Raw genomic sequence first — 18196 nt, 5'->3', positions numbered from 1 at the left:
ACCAAGCCTGATGAAAAAAATAATATTTACATATCTGCTTTCTCTTTTTGTCTTTCAAGTCTATGGACAGTCACTTTGGCGTGCTGATGTAAAACCAGTAGAAGAAAAAGGGTATTATAATATAGAGCTCGATCAGCATATAATAGCGAAGTCTGTTGCGTCTGACTTATCCGATTTGAGGATATACAATAGTAAAAATAAAGAGATCTCTTATTTTCTTCGAGCGGTGAGTCCGGTGCAGGAAGTAAGTCGATTTGAAAGCTATTCATTAAAGCAGAATATTGAAAAGGATAGTCTTAATATTGTTGTTATAGATAATACAAAGTTAGATGATATAAGTCGTTTTTATATTTTTATACGTAGTGCCGACGTTAATAAATATGCTTCGGTGAGAGGGAGTAATGATTTGTTGCAATGGTATATTGTAAAGCAGAAGACTCACATCTACAATCTGGAGCATAAGGCGGATAATAACGAAGATGCTTTACTGCTCGATATTCCCCAAGGAAACTATAAGCATTATGAGATAACGATTGAAAATGATCAAAACAGTCCGTTAAAAATATTAAGGGTAGGAAATTATGCAAGCTCAAATATTTATGGACAGTTCTCCGAAATCAATCTGGGTCGTTTCGTAGCTAAGGATAGTATAAACAAGAAAACATATATCAGTTTTCCCGATTTGCAGGACACATATAAGATCAATCGACTGGAGATATCGGTACAAAGCGATGCTCATTATTTGCGACATGTTCTTTTGTCTGATACAATTAACAAAAAGTCTTTAAAGTTCGATTTGTCTTCCAAAACGGATAACTCTTTCATCGTCGATTATTTTCCTCTTGGCAAGCACACTTTTATAGCTATTGAGAATAATAATAATCTTCCGTTAGATATTGTTTCAATCAAAGTGTATGGATTGAATCGTTATTTGTGCGCTTATCTAGAGAAGGGTGAAAAATATTATTTGGAGGTTGGTATGAGATATAAATCATCACCTGATTATGATATAGATCACTTTAAGAATGATATTCCTGTAGATTTGCCTATTGTTAAAACGGAGAATCTTTCACAGATTAATATGCCGGTTGCAGTTCCTGAAAGGCAGCCGTCACTGATCGAAAAGCCTCTTTTTTTATGGGTGGTTATTATTCTAATTGGCTTATTCCTGACATTTGTCTGTTACAAGACTATCAAAGAGATGAAGAAAAAATAGGGCAGAAGCCAAATCAGGTTATGTCTTCTATTCTAATTTATCTTATATACGTGATCTCTGATATGGATGTGCTCTTTAATATGGAAAGTGACAATAAAAAACAAGTAAAAAAGTGTCACTTTTGTCACCTTTTTCTAAAGCTATCAAGATAGCGGGGGGTGCTAACACCAAAAAGCGAAAAAATAGAATTATCTTTGCACGCATTTTATACTCAAATAAAGATCAATGGCCAGAAAGAAAAAAGAACTTCCGTTAATAGAAAATGTAGAGATCGTAGATGTAGCCGCAGAAGGCAAAGCTATAGCTAAGGTAGATGATTTGGTTGTGTTTATACCATACGTTGTGCCGGGCGACGTGATCGATTTGCAAATAACCCGCAAGAAAAATAAATATGCGGAAGGGAAGCCTGTCCGTTTTATCTCATACTCACCAAACCGTACAGAAGCATTCTGTGAACATTTCGGTATCTGTGGCGGCTGTAAATGGCAAGTCCTGCCCTATGCGGAGCAATTAAAGTATAAGCAAAAGCAGGTTGAGGATAATTTGACGCGTATAGGAAAAATAGAGTTGCCTGATATTCATCATATATTAGGTTCGGAAAAAACACAGTTTTACAGAAACAAATTAGAGTTCACTTTTTCGAATAAAAAATGGCTTACCTTGGAGCAAATCAATTCCGGTGAAAGTTTTGATAATATGAATGCGTTGGGCTTTCACATTCCGGGTATGTTTGATAAAGTATTGGATATAGACAAATGTTGGCTACAAGAAGACATTTCTAATCAGATCCGCAATTTTATACGTCAATACTGTTATGATAAAAACTATACCTTCTTTGATTTAAGAAATAGAGGTGGATTGATGCGCAACCTTATTGTACGGACATCCACAACGGGTGAACTGATGGTGATTGTTGTATTCTATGATGATGAAAAAGAACAACAAGAAGACTTATTGACGGCTGTTGCCACAGAGTTCCCTCAAATAACGTCATTACTCTATATTGTCAATCAGAAAGCGAATGATACTATAACAGATCAAGACGTTCTGGTATGGAAAGGAAATGATTGTATATATGAAGAGATGGAAGGCTTAAAGTTTAAGATAGGTCCTAAGTCTTTTTATCAGACAAATAGCGAGCAAGCTTATAATTTGTATAAAATAGCACGTGATTTTGCAAACCTATCCGGCGATGAACTTGTATATGACCTTTATACAGGTACAGGTACTATTGCCAACTTTGTAGCCTCTAAGGCAAAGAAAGTGGTAGGAATAGAATATGTAGAGGATGCTATCTTGGACGCGAGAGTTAATTCCCAAATAAATAAGATAGATAACACGCTGTTTTATGCGGGAGATATGAAGGATATTCTTACACAGGACTTCATCAATGAGCATGGACGCCCTGATGTGATTATCACAGACCCTCCACGTGCAGGTATGCATGATGATGTGATAAAGACAATTCTTTTTGCCGAGCCCGATCGTATTGTATATGTTAGTTGTAATCCGGCTACTCAGGCACGTGACCTGTCTTTGTTGGACGAAAAATATAAAGTGGACAGAGTACAGCCTGTAGATATGTTCCCTCATACACATCATGTAGAGAATGTAGTATTGCTGGCGAAGAAATAAGAATTCGTTAAAAGCAGAGAAAGAGATAATACTCGTTGGAATATACCTCTTTCTCAGCTTTTAAGAATTATCTCTTTTTATACTCTATTCTTTTTTCTTAAATAAGGATATTATCCAAAGCAGTACGATTGCTCCTATAGTAGACATTACCAAGTTGCCGAGAATACCGTTTACATCCAACCCGAGCAGCGTAAATATCCATCCACCTAGTAATCCTCCGACAATACCGACTATAAGGTTTAGTATAAGTCCGAAGCCACTGCCTTTCATAATCTTGCCAGCTATAAATCCGGCAGCTATACCTATTATTATTGACCAAATGAATTCCATACTCTTTTATTTTTATGTTAATAAAATTGAACTCTATCTTTTATAACACGCTTAATAAAGATATGGTTTGCTTCTTGCATTATTTCTTAATATAACTTTGCAGATTTTTTACGTATTTGTCAAATGCATCTATGCCTGTTTGAGTTATTTTGCAAACGGTGCGGGGTTTCTTCCCATCAATGAATTTGCGGACGTTGATATATCCGGCTTCGCTTAATTTTTCTATTTGTACGCTCAAGTTACCCGCAGTTGAACCTGTCTTCTCTCGGATAAAGACAAAGTCAGCTTCTTCTACAGATAGCAGCAATGATATTACTGCCAGTCGCAGTTGCGAGTGTAAGAGTGGATCAAGATCTTTAAACATTTTTAACGGCTTTACGGTTTGCTATATGCCCCGGTACACAAAGTCCAAGGATAGCACATATACCCAAAATAATAAATTGAATATCACCACTGGCAAAAATATAACTTAATGTGCACACTAAGGCTCCTCCCCAAAAAATACATGCTCCATAAAGGTATGGTCTGAATCGGCAAGCGATAGAAGTTGTAAATTGTGCTGCACCCATCATTGTTAAAATAATGGGAGTTATAAGGATTCCCAGAAAGCCTGAGTGTAAGGCGTATGCTGTTCCATAAATAGTTATAAGAAAGATCGCAACAGATATGGCAAATGCATTCCAGATGTGTCTTACTATTTTATCTATATGTGTTTTCACTGTCGCACTTCTCGAATATCTCCTCTTTATTATTCTTGATATTATTATCATTGGTATCATTGTTAGCCAAATCCAGAATGATTGATTCGGATCGTCTAATGTATGGATGAGGATGAAATTGGCAAAAGCGGTTGCAGCCACCACATATCCACTGAATATACTCGTTCTAATGCCTCCTTCCTGAAAATTGTTTCTCGCTTGCGAGATCATTTCATTGATAAGCTTCATGCTATCTTGTTCGGTGAAATTATTTTCCATTATGCCGGTATTATTTTATTTATTGCACTTCTCTGAAATTTGTATCATAAAAGCTTCGCCCCAATGCGGTTTTTCTATTGTTTTTTGTTCTTTCTGATATAATGACTTTGCCTTATTTATCTCTTCACAAAAATCACGTTTCGAGCGAATAAAGTCAGGTAAAAAACTTTCATAAAAAGCTAATAAAAAGATTGGTCTCGGATTCTCCGGATTCAGCTTTATAGCCTTCTCATAGTTACTGATTACATCATTAAAATATTTTTGTCCATTTACTGCCGGATTAGTCATCGATAATCCATTGTAATAATACCCATACAAAGTACTGACTTCTGACTTGTCAGCATTGGTAAATGAATTTAGCTTGTCAAGACTTGCTTTTACCGTTTCGAGAATGGCTTCATTGTTTTCTGCCTTTGGGTTGTAATATGTCATTTGTATTCCCGTGTATGCTACATAGTAAAGAGGTAGCCATTCTTTGTCATATTTCAAAGATATCCGTTCGAATTGATTCCGGATTGTTTGTAACTCGTTTACTGATTTGGCAGAATCTAATTTTAATACTGTTTTCTCCATTACTTTCAAATAGGTTGAATCAGTATTTGTTATTGCTGATAAAGCCATTGGTGCAATTAGTATTGCTATACAAAGATAAAATTTAAACGTTTTCATAAGAATATAATTAAGGGTTAATGTTTTATTTTAGAATGTTGCCGGATCGTATGCTACTTTTCCACTTATTGTCCAGAAGAATCCGATGAAGAAGAAATTGTTTTGATACGACTTTATAGATTTTGCTTCATATCTGCCCGATGTATTCGGGTTCGGATTATAATCATACCCATATATATTCGTTCTGCCAAGAATGTTTGAGGCACTCGCATATATGATTAGCCTTTTGTGTGCCAATACAGTCCAGCTAACATCCAAAGAGTTATAAGCGGGAGTTGTTTCGTTCATTACACCGGGTAAATTAGGATTGTGATATGCACGTCCACTGGCAAATCGGTTTGTTACTCCGATTATGCTTTTTAACTTTTCGTTCGAATACCTTAGAATGACCGATGCGTTATGTTTTGTCGTAAATGGCGGCATAATTTTTTCATTGTATTCGGCATACTTTCGCTTCGAATCATTGTATGAATACGATAGCATATATTCTAAGGATTGCTTGTTTCCTGTTCTGAACCCATCTTTATACATTAGGTCTACACCCTGGCTATATCCATGTCCATCAGAGTGATAAAAGTCGTCATATATGGTAGTCAGTTTGTTGTATTTCTTGTGATAAACTTCGACCCTGAATACTCGATAATTTGTAATTGTATTCTGTGCACTCAGTATATATTGCGTTGTATTCTCTTGTGACAGGTGATTGTTGTAAATCAAATTTTCGTTGGGAGAAGTCTGCTGATATTTTCCTGCGACAGCTGATAATACAATGTCTTTCTTTATATTGTAGTTTAAGGCAATGCGGGGAAGTAGTGCAAATGACTTGTCTAACGAAGCATACTCGATACGTGATGATGCGTTTAAGAGTAGTTTATCTGATAGGTTAAAATCATTGCTAACGAATAATCCTTCGATATTATGATTTACTTTTCTTTCTACACTCTTCTCGTCCAGATAAGTCATTTCATATTTTCTGATCAGAGCTTCTGTTCCTACTCCTAGCTTATACAAGCCGGAGAATCGTTTCTCTGCCTTTGTCTTTAGATGGAGCTCACTTTCATCCGACTTAAACAAGTCATTTGGTACTCTGGCATTATTTATATTCTTCTTATTCCAAGAATAAGCTACTCCGGCGAAGTAATTTATCCCATTGCTAAATCGCTTTTTGAATGTGCTGTTTAGGTATAGGTTATCTTCATCAAAATCTAGTTTGCGGTCAATATTGCTGAATGCGGGAGTCTCCTTTTTCTTAAAAAGAGTTTTGTCGTAAGTGAAATATGTTTTAAGATATGTTTTGTCTCCTAGCTTAAACCGAAGCTGATTGGCTGCCGATATTCCTTGATAATACTTATCCCAATCCGGCTTCTCGTCAGGGAATATCAGTTTTGTATATGGTTCAAGATTTGTATAGTTTACATCAAAAGAAGCTGATCCTTTATCCCACGATTTTGTTCCTCCCGTTCCCAAACCTACGCTAGTTAGACTCGCTCCTATCTTCGTAATAGTACTTTCGTCTTTAGTCGACAAGGGCAGTACGCTCGACAAACTTTGAGTATACTCCGGCGAGAAGCCTCCCGTTGAAAAATTTATCGCATCAAATATAAATGTAGAGTGCCTTCCCCTCACAGCTGTGTTTGCCGGCATGGATGTATATGGCGACATTACGTGCATCTCGTCTATATAGGTCTGAGTCTCATAGCTACTTCCGCCTCTTACTTGCAGTTTGCCATCTGTACCCGATATTTGAGCGCCGGGTAAGTTTGTTATCGATTTGTATAAATCTCCTTCCGAGCCTGCAGCTGTAACTAGATCGATAGCATTCTTTTTTTCCAGATTCGATTCTCCTTTTAGCTGGAAACTACCTGCCGTAACGACTACTTCATTTAGGTTTGTTAGGTCGGGCTTCAGGTTAATAGCTAAGTTGTTCAATTTCGAAACATCGGAAGTGATAGAGAACGGTTTATATCCTACAAATGAAGCTATCAGCGTAACAGACCCTTTCTCTTCAGTTTCTAAAACAAAGTGTCCGTTCTCATCGGTACTCGTTCCATCTACTGTGTTTTCTATATAAACATTTGCGAAAGCTATACCTTTGTTATTCTCGTCTCTTATATATCCTTGTATTTGAGACTGACTAAATGCCCTGACTGATAGCGTTAATAGAATTATTATTAGAGTTAACCGGAGTATCATATTTTTTTCCTTAAAGTGGTTTATAATATTTTATTCTGTAAATGTAAAGTGGTTTATATTATAAACCAAATTATTTTATAAATAATTGAAATAAATATTGTTCGTCTTGTCTAGTTTGTTGATTATATCTACATTTATAAGTGGATAATAAATCTAAAGATTATGGATGAACTGGTTACTTTAAAAAGCGCTGACTTTGAAGCTAATTTGGCTATAGCAAAATCATTTCTGATTGACAATGGCATAGACTGTGTTGTAAATGGAGAATATCTTACTGTTTACACCGCAGGGTTAGGTACAGCCAGATTACAGGTCAGATCGGAGGATTACAGGCGCGCCGCAGAGTTACTTATAGAAGGAGGCTTTGCTAAGCGAGAAGATTTTGACTTCGAGAAATATCAATAGAAGATGAAGAAGAGTTGAAGATTTATTCAACTCTTTTTCTTATCATTCCTTTGTATTCCGGGTCGTAATTCTGTATCCACCATTTATACATTATGGTTGCCGTAATACAATATATTCCTGCCTGTATCCAAAGAGCTATATATTCGAACCATACATCATTCAGAGTAGCTCCCATTGTGTTTATTTTAATGAACCCGTGAATGCCCGGTGTAGACGGAACAATGTATGCTATCGCCTTTATGGCTGTAGGTATCTCAGTCCAAGGCCAAGATATACCCGATATAAATATGAATATGACACTGGTGAATACAAACAACATCATTCCGAATTCACGCTGCGAGCAGAAGTAGGAGAGTGTCATTGTAAAGAATGTAGCCGACAACAGGAACGGCATAAGAAATGCTGCAATTGTCAGTGGGTCTCCTATCTGCGGAAACTTGAAGATATATGGTATTACTCGGAGCACCCATACCGAGATCAGCATGTATAAAGAGGCATAGCAAAAGGCTTTACCGATCGTTAGCTTTATGGCACCTACATTTTTGCCTTGGGCTGTGTGTGATGCTATTGTAAATCGTTTCTTGTCGTTGTGTGTGCCAACAATAGTAGCTATACCCAAAAACATTGTTTGCTGTATAATGAGTATAAGTATCGCAGGAACAAGGAAGCTTGCAAATCCATTCTGTGGATTATACATCGGAACCCATTCATTTTCTACTGTTTGCCGGGTAGTGGCATCTTCTTCCTGACTTCCGCTTCCGGTTTCAACTACGCGTATATCAGCACCCATATCCAGCGATACTTCGGTAGCGCTGAGTATCATTGCTTTGTAAAACAACAAACTGCTCATATCGGCATACACGCTGACTTTCGTTTGTTGCTGAGTATGTATGTCTTTGCTGAAGTCTCTGGGGATATACATTATCCCGTAAGCCTCTTTTCTTCGGAGAGCTTCACGGGCTTCTTCCATGTCCGAGGCGTATCCTATTACCTTTACATCGGCTGTGGCATCTACTTTTCTTTTAAATTCCCTTGAGAGCGAAGAGTTTGAATCATCTACTAATATAACTTTTACCTCATGTACAGTTTCGTTATTGTATATAAAGCTATACAGTACAGGATAGGCCAACGGTACTATAAAGAAGAGCAATATAACCGCCGGGTCTTTGAATATGACCTTTAGCTCGTTGATCCAAACATAATATATGTCAAGTAGTAATCTTTTCATAGCTCATATACGTTATCCTTCAGTAATTTTCTTACAGTACCGAAGAAGAATATTGATAGCAACACAAAGCCAAGCAGTGCCGCATAATGATACATGGAGTAGCCCACCGCTATGCCATTTAGCGCCTGATCTACATAGATAAGGAAAAAATGCCTTAGCGGGAATAAGTTGCTCAATGCACTGAGGCTTCCATCCATCGCCAATGTAGAGAATGAAAATCCTGTAATGGAGAATGATACCATTCCTATAAGGCTGGCTATGCTTAGGGCAAACCGGTAATTGCGGAATATTCCCAAAAGTATGACGCCTGCTCCCTGTGCTGCCAGAATGAGGCATGCATAATTAAAGAACATAGGCCAAAAACCATTATGCAATGGAAATCGATTGATGTAATAAAGGACTGCCACAAATAATAACGCTATCCCCATATATATGATCGTATATGGAAGTAGTTTCCCTATCATTACTTTGATGATGGAGTTGTCTCCCATAGACATAAGTTTTGGCCCGTTACCCGCTTTTATTTCCGAACCGAAAGCCGATACGGTAAACATCAGGATAATCAATTGCAATATACCCGGCAAGAGAACATTGTTCAGATATACCGAATAGTTGAGCCAAGGGTTTCCTGTGGGATGAGCGTCTATCGTAATCGGTTGCAAGATCGGCATAATCTGGTTTTCTGTATAACCCTTTGCCGTTGCAGTCTTTAGTCCTACTGAGGCCGAAGCCAGCGTAGATATTGTTTTCAAATCCTGAAATAGCAGGGAGCCCGATATCAAAAAAGCATTGTTGGTATAATAAACCAATTTGGGGCGATTGCCTGAAATTGCATCTTTCGTAAAATCTTTCGGAATAGTTAGTACAGCATATACTTCCATTCGCTCCATCTGATGCCTTGCTTCTTTAAACGAAAGGCTTTTATACTGTATATTCGTTTTTTCAAAAGCATCCAACTGGCGTATCAAAGAGCGTGTTGTAGTCGTATTGTCTAGGTCTACCACCGCAATAGGTATACGTGAGGGCAGCCCTGCGCTCATCATCCACATCAAAATAGTCATGGATAATAGCGGAGCAACGAATATCCCCCATATACATATTTTGGATGAGGATATACGTATCCACTCCCTTTTGAATATGGCTAGTATACCGGTTTTAGAGCTCATTTGTTATTCTTTAATGATAAGTGACATTCCCGGCAGTACATCGATTGCTTTGTCGTTGAATCGAGCTTTTACCTCAAAAGTCTTTCTATCGTACTGTCCTGTTGTTTTGGTGGCTTTCCATGCTGCATACGATCCCAAATCTTTGACATAGTATACGGTCATCTCTACTTCCTGATCCAGTGCCGGAACGTATGCCTTGAATGTCTTACCTATATCTTTATAGTTCTTTAGATGGTCTTCTCTGATGTTGAATGAACCCCACTTATCGTCTAGTTTAGCAACATTCATTATCGGAGCCCCTGTACCTACCAACTCTCCTTCGTTCGGAAATTTTTCCGTAACCTTTCCGTCAATAGGTGAGATCAGATAGCTTTCAGAGATGTAAGATGATACTTCTGCTACAGCACCTTTTGCTCTTTCCAATAAGGCAAAGGCCGCTTCTTTGTCTTCTTTTTCTGCACCGTTTACAGCCATGTCGTATTGAGACTTCGCGGCCTTTTCTGTTGCAACTGATGCGTTGTATTGTGCTTCGGCTTCATCTCTCTTTTGTGCGGTTACAACACCTTTGTCAAACAAGTTTTGAACACGCTTGTACGACTTCTGCGCTATGTCTGTTCCTACTTTAGCCTTTTGCCACATTTCGTATGCCCCTTGGATTTGCTCTACGCGTGCTCCTTTTATTGCTTTCTGGTTTTGTGCCGCAGCTCCTTGCTGTGCAGCATTTGCCTGTGCCAGCTTAGCATCGATGTCAGGGATGCTTAGTATAGCAAGAGTGTCACCTTTTTTCACATAGCTTCCTTCGTCTACCATATATTTTGCGATACGTCCGGGCACTTTGCTGGATATACGTACTTCGGTTACATCCGCTTCTCCTTGTATGATGTTGTCTTCTTGGTTGAGGAAGAAGAAACCGTATAAGCCAACTAGAATAATAACGGCGGCAAAAATCAGAATAGGTATGAGTTTAGAACCTGTTTTTTTGTTTTCTGTATCCATATCTTTATTTGTTACTTTTTTTCAAATATATATCGATTTGTTAATCAGTTGTTTTAGGTCTAAAAGGTGACAAAAGTGACACTTTTTTATTATTTTCCCTAATTGTATACTTTTATCATCTTAGTTCCTTATATATAGATAAATATAAGATATTTTTAAAACTTACGACCCAATGCTTTGTTCAGGTATATTCGGCATAAGATAATGTCGATCTGAGCATCTATCAGATCCGAGTGAGCTGATAACCAAGCTGTGTGTGCAGCTATAACATCCGATGAAGGGATTACTCCTTCCTCGAATCCTACGTTTGCGTATCTTAGATTTTCATCCGCCTTTTCTGTGTTTTTTTGCGCAGTCTTTAGCTTTTTGTTTGCTTCCGACAGTTTGTATGCTGATTGGTTTATTTGTAATTTAATTTTTTCCTTTGCATCCTCCATTTCAAATTGTTTGATGCGTGTTTCGGCTTTTGCTACATTAAGCTTTGCCGAATTAGAAGCAAAATTTAAAGGGACTTTTAGTAGTACTCCTACATTCCACATTCCGGCAAATTTATTTTCCAGACCGTCAAATAAGTTCGGATTTGTCCATAAATAGTTTGCTGTAAGTGCAACATTCGGCATAAACTCGGCTACTGCAATCTTTTCTTTCTTCCCATATATTTTTGTGGCTAGCTCGAGACTTCTTATCTCTGTCCTGCTCAATATGGCTTCGTCTATGTTGGGTATAGCATCTACACCTTCATCGGTTGCAATGTTTGTTATATTTTCATCTTTTAAAGTAAGCTGATCGTTGATTTCCAGTCCGCATATTTGAGCTAATAGCATTTTTGAAAGACTCAGCCCGTTTTCAGCTTTTGTAAGAGTCATCTCTGCCTCGTTTAGTTTTACGTTTACAGAGAGCCTGTCTGCTTTTGTGGCTACGCCCTCTTGCTCCATGGCTGAAATATCAGAGTCCATCTTTTGCATGAGTTTGACATACGATTCAGCCAACTTCTTCTTATTAGCTACTGATACAACCTGCCAATATGCATTGTCTACCTCCACGATAACCTCTGTCATCTGAGTCTCTTTCATTGTTTTGGCTAGGTCTTGGGCATAAGATCTCAGATCATTGTAAGCAACGATCTTTCCTCCCATAAACAACGGTTGTGTAAGCGTAAATCCTCCCGCCCATACGTTTTTGATGTCTACCTTTCCTAGATCATGAATGCTATTACGGATTTTGTCGTCTATCGGAATATTATTGCCTATTCCGGGAATCTCTATCGGGAGAGGTATGGATGTAGGTATGGCAGAAGATGGAATGAGGTACAAATTCTTCTGATTGCGCAAATATGCTCCCGTAAACGATATCTCGGGGAAGAATTTGGTAAGTGCATCCTTCTTCTCATAATATGCTATTCTCTCTTGCTCAGAAGCTATCTTGAGCGATTTGTTGTTCTCTATTGCAAGTTGTCGGCATTGCTCCAGCGATAGAAACTGTTGTGCCCAAACTGTGGATGCTATACTAAAAAAGAAAAATAAGGCTAATCCTAAACTCTTAGTATTCATATAGTGGTTTTATGTGTTGATTGCTTATGCAACTAAACTGCAAAATTAGATAGTCTTTTTATATATACAAAATGTACAGAGAACTTTCACTTTTATTTTAACACTTTAAACGAAAAAGGGTTCACTAATTAGTGAACCCTTTTATCAGAATATCAAAAAGATATTTATTTGTTATCTCCCGAAAGTTTTTCTTTCAATGCTGCAAGCTCTTCTATATCGCCTAATGTAGTTTTTTCTACGTTAGATTGAGTTGAAGTTTCAGCTTGTTCTTTCTTAGAAGATTTTTTTGCTCTTTTTTCAGCAGCAGCTTCTTTAGCTTCCGGTTTTTCATCTTCAAACACACGGCTGTGAGATACGATGATTCTTTTAGAGTCTTTGTTGAACTCGATTACTTTGAAATCAAGTTTTTCATCGATCTTAGCTTGAGAACCATCTTCTTTTACCAAGTGTTTAGGAGTTGCAAAACCTTCAACACCATAAGGAAGTGAGATTACTGCTCCTTTGTCAACCATTTCAACAAGAGTACCTTCGTGTACAGAACCTACAGTAAATATAGTTTCGAATACATCCCAAGGGTTTTCTTCAAGTTGTTTGTGACCAAGGCTTAAACGACGGTTTTCTTTGTCTATTTCAAGTACTTGTACTTCGATGTCAGCACCTATAGCAGTAACTTCGCTAGGGTGTTTGATTTTCTTAGTCCAAGAAAGGTCTGAAATGTGGATTAGTCCGTCTACGCCTTCTTCTATTTCGGCAAATACACCGAAGTTAGTGAAGTTGCGAACTTTTGCAGTGTGCTGGCTTCCGATAGGATATTTTTCTTCGATATTTTCCCATGGATCTGGTTTCAATTGTTTGATACCAAGAGACATTTTGCGTTCGTCGCGATCAAGAGTAAGCACTACAGCTTCTACTTCGTCGCCAACTTTCATAAAGTCTTGTGCACTGCGTAAGTGTTGAGCCCAGCTCATTTCTGAAACGTGGATCAAGCCTTCTACACCCGGAGCGATTTCGATGAATGCACCGTAGTCAGCCATAACCACAACTTTACCTTTCACCTTGTCGCCAACTTTAAGCTCAGCGCTAAGTGCATCCCAAGGGTGAGGAGTCAATTGTTTCAATCCTAATGCAATACGTTTCTTGTCATCATCGAAGTCAAGAATAACAACGTTGATTTTCTCATCCAATTTAACCACTTCTTCTGGGTGTTGTACACGTCCCCAAGAAAGGTCTGTAATGTGGATTAGTCCGTCTACGCCGCCAAGGTCGATAAATACACCGTAAGAAGTGATGTTCTTAACTGTACCTTCAAGTACCTGACCTTTTTCAAGCTTAGAGATGATATCTTTTTTCTGTTGTTCAAGTTCAGCTTCGATAAGAGCTTTGTGAGAAACAACAACGTTTTTGAACTCGTGGTTGATTTTCACTACCTTGAACTCCATAGTCTTACCTACAAATACATCATAGTCGCGGATTGGTTTCACGTCGATCTGAGATCCTGGCAAGAACGCCTCGATACCAAATACATCAACGATCATACCGCCCTTAGTGCGACATTTAATATAACCTTTGATGATTTCGTCTTTTTCAAGAGCTTCGTTAACACGATCCCAAGAGCGTGTAGCACGTGCTTTCTTGTGAGAAAGGATAAGTTGTCCCTTTTTGTCTTCTTGGCTTTCGATGTATACCTCTACTTCGTCACCAATTTTTAGATCCGGGTTATAACGGAACTCGTTCATAGAAACGATACCGTCTGATTTGTAACCGATATTAACAACAACTTCGCGTTTGTTCATAGCAGTTACTTTACCCATTACCACTTCTTTGTCGTTTACTTTGTTCAACGATTGGTCATAGGTTTCTACAAGTTCTTCTTTGCTCTTACCTGTGTAAGAGTCTCCTTTTTCGTACGAATCCCAGTCGAAATCTGCAACCGGTTGTACATTTTTTAAATTATCAATCATTCAAAATTAGATCTGGCACCAGTCCTGATCAGTATCATTAAAGAGTTAAACATTCTTGCTTCGAAAAGCGGTGCAAAGATATTGTTTTTCAATGTATAAAGCAATGCTTTTACCGAAAAATTTAAATGAAGAAAGCGGATGATTAACTTTAACCATCCGCTTTTATTTTATAGAGAGTGTTCTTATTGAACGATCAGTCCCAGAATGTGATAGAATACAATAGCCATCAGGGCACTAACCGGAATAGTCAGTATCCATGCTATCAATAAATCTTTGGTTACTCCCCAGCGAACAGCTGAAAGACGTTTTACTGATCCTACGCCTATTATACTACCTGTGATTACGTGGGTTGTACTTACCGGCACGTGCAGCATTTCGGATATATATAAGGTGATAGAACCTGCTGTCTGAGCACAGAACCCTTCGATAGGAGTGATTTTTGTAATACGGTTTCCCATCGTTTTCATGATTTTCCATCCTCCACAAACTGTACCTATTGCAATCGCAGTAAAACATGCGAGTGGCACCCAGTCGTGCATATCGTTCATGTCATTCATATATAACCAAGGGTGAACGTCGGGCGTAGTTGCTGTATATGAAATCAATGCAGCTGCAATGATACCCATTACTTTTTGCGAGTCGTTCAATCCATGTCCTATACTAAGTCCTGCGGATGAGATGAGCTGTAGATTCTTGAACCAACGGTCGGCCTTACCCGGTTTTATCTTTTTTACAAAGTGGAGGGTGATCAGCGTGATGATGTTACCCGAAACCATACCAATCAGAGGTGCTACTACAATGAACAGCGCAATAATACCAATAACGCCTGAATGTACAGCTTGGAAACCTGAAGCGGCGATACCGGCTCCTGCAAATCCTCCGATAAGAGTATGCGAAGAAGATGAAGGGATTCCTAACCACCATGTAATAAGGTTCCAAGAAATAGCAGCTATCAGTCCGGCTATGATAACCAGAGATGGGTTGCCAAAGCTTTGAATTATAAATTCCATATCCACGGTTTTGGATACAGTGTCTGCAATACCAAATCCGCCGATAATATATTTTGCAATAAAATAAGCTACGAAGTTGAAAAAGGCAGCCCAAATTACAGCTTGGGTCGGTGTAAGAACTTTCGTAGATACGACGGTTGCTATTGAGTTGGCAGCGTCGTGAAAGCCATTTATGAAATCAAATATGATCGCTAAAATAATGATTATTATTAATAATGTCATTTCTTTATTATTATGAATACTTAACGATCATTGTTTTGATAATTTTTCCTACTGATTCTGCTGCATCGGTAGCACGTTCGAGTTCGTGAAGAATATCTTTTAGTTTAATAACCTCAATGGCATCTTTTTCATTCTCAAACAGGTCGATAAGAAAATGTTCGTACACATCGTCGGCCTTTTTTTCAATCACACCCAGTTGCTCGCAGTATTCTTTTATTCGGGATGTACTTTTTTTCAATACATCAAGTTCTCCGATTGCCTGAATCAGGAAGCCGGAAGATTCTCTTACAAACATAGCGAGTCGTACAGCGCTCTCGGGCATTACTTTCGGGCTGTAAAGCATGATACGCTTAGCACAACTATTGATAAGATCAATAACATCATCCATTGTTGACGAAAGATGGTTTATATCTTCCCGGTCAAAAGGGGTAATAAATGTTTGGTTGAGCTCTTCGAAGATTTGATTTTGGATGGTATCGGCTTTTCTTTCCTGGTCTTTAATTTTTTTGTAATACTCTACAGCTTCGTTGTGGTTAGTTACTTGAACACATTCAATGATGAGATCCGATGCGGTGACTATTACTTCTGCCATTCCGCTCAAAAGAGGGAAGAATTTGTTTTCTTTAGGTTTAAACCTATCGAATAAGTTATTTTTCATAAAAGATTAAAAATATATTCATCAAGAAAAACAGTACCAACTGCTTTTGTCCCGCAAAGATAGAAAAAAAAATCGGTCGTAACATTTTTTTAACAAAAAAGTAATAACGAGTATTCTCCTCTATTCTTGCTCTTTAAGTATAGCACTATCCTATAGTTTTATTCGAAATTAAGTTCTCCGAAAAATTGTGGAACATGGAAGTTTGGCTTCTCTGTATGGATAGGATTCCATGATAAAAAATGAGGAATAGTCAGATTATCTCCACATTTATAGAAATTTGCATGGGCTTTTATTCCATTCAGAGATTTTAGGTCAGACATCCAATATGCTGTAACGGGAATAACAAGCAGCAAATTCCATTTGAAATCGCCTTGTTTTTTATCAAAGGGCTCTACTCCAAGACTTGGGTATCGCTTAATGGAGTCCAATATCTGTTGGCTTGCATGCCGGCAATCTTTTTTTTCTTTACGATAGCCCATCAGTGCTTTTCCGATGCAAGAAAACTCTGTATTGTAATAATATAAACCATCGAAAGAAATGAAAAATTCTACGCACGAATCCGTCCATACATGCCCATTATCTTCTGCTGTTTTTGCAAGAATCTCATTTTCTTCAACAAAGAATTGCAAGAAGATATTACTGCCATCGTGTGCTATTTTGAATGCAACTTCAGGCTTGGAAGGATATAGCTCCGGCCAATTGACAGTAGAGATGTTATTCTTTTGTATATTTTGCATCTTCTCCAGAACCAGATCGGCTCTGCTAATATCTGCTATATTTATTAAAGGTACAGATAACATATCTTGACTTTTTATGATTAGTTTATGGAATTGAGTTGATTCGTATTCTGCCCTTTTCAGGGTTTAGGACAAATTTTATTTCCCTTTCAAACTTTTATTTATGTTGTCTATATAATCCAATATTTCATCGCCTCCTGCTCTCTGCTCGGAAGAAGTATAAAATATTGTCGGGATTTCCTCCCATGTTTCATGTAATTTGTTTATATATATTTCGGAGTTATCTTTTAGTCGTCCTTTGCTTATTTTGTCTGTTTTGGTGAATACAATCACAAAGGGTACTCCTTCTTCGCCTAGCCAATTGATGAAGTCAAGGTCTATTTTCTGAGGTTCGTGTCTGCAATCTAATAATAGAAAAAGACAGGTTAGCTCAGTTCTCTTAAGTATATAATTGTCTATTATTTTACGTATCTGTTCTCTACCGTCTTTTCCTCGTTGCGCATATCCATATCCCGGTAAATCGACCAGATACCATTCGTCGTTGATAATGAAGTGGTTGATGAGCTGAGTTTTTCCCGGCTTGGACGATGTCATAGCCAATCCTTTGCGGTTGGTAAGCATGTTTATCAGGGATGATTTGCCGACATTGGAGCGTCCTATAAATGCATATTCGGGCTTACCGTCTTGAGGACATTTTCTATAATCGGTATTGCTTATTACAAATTGAGCGTCTTTTATTATCATTGCTTTATATTTCTTTTACAAACTTCGATATTCTGCTTGTTTATTTTTCGGTAGCTTCTTTATTACTTCTTCGACAGAATGATCTATTAATTCTTTTATCAACTTATCGGGTACATCACTCGCAAGATAGACGGCATTCCATAAGAGTCCTCGTGTGTGATTACCGTGTGTTACTCCTTCATATCTTGTACGTAGTTCAGATGATTTTTCCGGGTCACATTTCAGATTTACCTTGAAAAATCCATCTTTGGGGTCTAAGCCTGTGTATGCGAACATTTTTCCCATGACTTTAAAGACTAAAGTAGATTCGTCGAAAGGAAAGCTTTCCGATGCGCCCTTTACAGATATACAGTATTCTCTGAGTTCTTCTATATTCATAGAATATTCGATTTTTACTGTTATGTTTTTAAACTGTAGAACAAAAATAGTTTAAAAATATGAATATCTTTGTTTTCAGAATAAAACATCTTCAATTTTTGTTCCATCTTACATTTTATAA

18 protein-coding genes are annotated in these 18196 nt (G+C 37.8%); 3 read left to right on the top strand and 15 right to left on the bottom strand.

Features of this window, described 5'->3' with window-relative positions:
- The first annotated feature begins 10 nt into the window (after window positions 1-10).
- Together E4T88_RS15740 and rlmD are read left to right on the top strand one after the other, a co-directional pair.
- A complete protein-coding gene (locus E4T88_RS15740; RefSeq protein ID WP_135107112.1) occupies window positions 11-1216 on the top strand; it encodes a hypothetical protein in 1206 nt (401 codons plus the stop codon).
- Between the two features lie 225 nt (window positions 1217-1441).
- Window positions 1442-2851, top strand: a complete 1410-nt coding sequence (gene rlmD, locus E4T88_RS15735; RefSeq protein WP_135107110.1) for a 23S rRNA (uracil(1939)-C(5))-methyltransferase RlmD — start codon at window positions 1442-1444, stop codon at window positions 2849-2851.
- Window positions 2852-2935: 84 nt separating this feature from the next.
- Here rlmD and E4T88_RS15730 read toward each other — a convergent pair whose 3' ends face one another.
- The 5 genes from E4T88_RS15730 to E4T88_RS15710 form a co-directional block, all read right to left on the bottom strand.
- Window positions 2936-3181: a GlsB/YeaQ/YmgE family stress response membrane protein gene (locus E4T88_RS15730; protein WP_006841970.1), complete on the bottom strand. Its 246-nt coding sequence runs from the start codon at window positions 3179-3181 to the stop codon at window positions 2936-2938.
- Between the two features lie 79 nt (window positions 3182-3260).
- Window positions 3261-3545: a winged helix-turn-helix domain-containing protein gene (locus E4T88_RS15725; RefSeq protein ID WP_135107109.1), complete on the bottom strand. Its 285-nt coding sequence runs from the start codon at window positions 3543-3545 to the stop codon at window positions 3261-3263.
- Window positions 3538-4158: a hypothetical protein gene (locus E4T88_RS15720; protein ID WP_135107107.1), complete on the bottom strand. Its 621-nt coding sequence runs from the start codon at window positions 4156-4158 to the stop codon at window positions 3538-3540. The genes E4T88_RS15725 and E4T88_RS15720 overlap by 8 nt, the downstream gene beginning before the upstream one ends.
- Before the next feature lie 15 nt (window positions 4159-4173).
- On the bottom strand, window positions 4174-4827 hold the full coding sequence (locus E4T88_RS15715) for a hypothetical protein (RefSeq protein ID WP_135107105.1): 654 nt from the start codon (window positions 4825-4827) through the stop codon (window positions 4174-4176).
- Window positions 4828-4857: 30 nt separating this feature from the next.
- Window positions 4858-7020, bottom strand: a complete 2163-nt coding sequence (locus E4T88_RS15710) for a TonB-dependent receptor (RefSeq protein ID WP_135107103.1) — start codon at window positions 7018-7020, stop codon at window positions 4858-4860.
- Between the two features lie 162 nt (window positions 7021-7182).
- Here E4T88_RS15710 and E4T88_RS15705 point away from each other — a divergent pair, with 162 nt between their 5' ends.
- On the top strand, window positions 7183-7425 hold the full coding sequence (locus E4T88_RS15705) for a putative signal transducing protein (protein ID WP_006841975.1): 243 nt from the start codon (window positions 7183-7185) through the stop codon (window positions 7423-7425).
- A gap of 22 nt (window positions 7426-7447) precedes the next feature.
- Here the strand turns inward: E4T88_RS15705 and E4T88_RS15700 are convergent, their stop codons facing one another.
- The 10 genes from E4T88_RS15700 to E4T88_RS15655 form a co-directional block, all read right to left on the bottom strand.
- Entirely contained in the window at window positions 7448-8653 is a 1206-nt protein-coding gene (locus E4T88_RS15700; RefSeq protein ID WP_135107101.1) for an ABC transporter permease, read from the bottom strand.
- On the bottom strand, window positions 8650-9819 hold the full coding sequence (locus E4T88_RS15695; protein WP_135107099.1) for an ABC transporter permease: 1170 nt from the start codon (window positions 9817-9819) through the stop codon (window positions 8650-8652). Before E4T88_RS15695 ends, E4T88_RS15700 begins: the two co-directional genes overlap by 4 nt.
- Window positions 9820-9822: 3 nt before the next feature.
- Window positions 9823-10815 (bottom strand): HlyD family secretion protein, encoded by a 993-nt coding sequence (locus tag E4T88_RS15690; protein WP_135107097.1) that lies wholly within the window; start codon window positions 10813-10815, stop codon window positions 9823-9825.
- A 155-nt stretch (window positions 10816-10970) separates the two neighbouring features.
- Window positions 10971-12365, bottom strand: coding sequence for a TolC family protein (locus E4T88_RS15685; RefSeq protein WP_135107095.1), 1395 nt, complete (start codon window positions 12363-12365; stop codon window positions 10971-10973).
- A gap of 164 nt (window positions 12366-12529) precedes the next feature.
- On the bottom strand, window positions 12530-14323 hold the full coding sequence (gene rpsA, locus E4T88_RS15680; RefSeq protein WP_135107148.1) for a 30S ribosomal protein S1: 1794 nt from the start codon (window positions 14321-14323) through the stop codon (window positions 12530-12532).
- A gap of 185 nt (window positions 14324-14508) precedes the next feature.
- Entirely contained in the window at window positions 14509-15558 is a 1050-nt protein-coding gene (locus E4T88_RS15675; protein ID WP_135107093.1) for an inorganic phosphate transporter, read from the bottom strand.
- A gap of 10 nt (window positions 15559-15568) precedes the next feature.
- Window positions 15569-16216, bottom strand: coding sequence for a DUF47 domain-containing protein (locus E4T88_RS15670; protein WP_135107091.1), 648 nt, complete (start codon window positions 16214-16216; stop codon window positions 15569-15571).
- 158 nt (window positions 16217-16374) lie between these two features.
- Window positions 16375-17016: a carbohydrate-binding family 9-like protein gene (locus tag E4T88_RS15665; protein WP_135107089.1), complete on the bottom strand. Its 642-nt coding sequence runs from the start codon at window positions 17014-17016 to the stop codon at window positions 16375-16377.
- A 75-nt stretch (window positions 17017-17091) separates the two neighbouring features.
- Window positions 17092-17697 carry a ribosome biogenesis GTP-binding protein YihA/YsxC gene (yihA, locus tag E4T88_RS15660; protein WP_135107088.1) on the bottom strand — a complete coding sequence of 202 codons (606 nt, stop codon included), beginning with the start codon at window positions 17695-17697 and terminating at the stop codon, window positions 17092-17094.
- Window positions 17698-17712: 15 nt separating this feature from the next.
- On the bottom strand, window positions 17713-18075 hold the full coding sequence (locus tag E4T88_RS15655) for an MmcQ/YjbR family DNA-binding protein (protein WP_135107086.1): 363 nt from the start codon (window positions 18073-18075) through the stop codon (window positions 17713-17715).
- Window positions 18076-18196 lie beyond the last annotated feature (121 nt).

It is taken from the genome of Dysgonomonas mossii, from assembly GCF_004569505.1.
In the GTDB taxonomy this organism is placed as follows: Bacteria; Bacteroidota; Bacteroidia; order Bacteroidales; family Dysgonomonadaceae; genus Dysgonomonas.
This window is presented reverse-complemented; position numbering and strand designations above follow the sequence as displayed.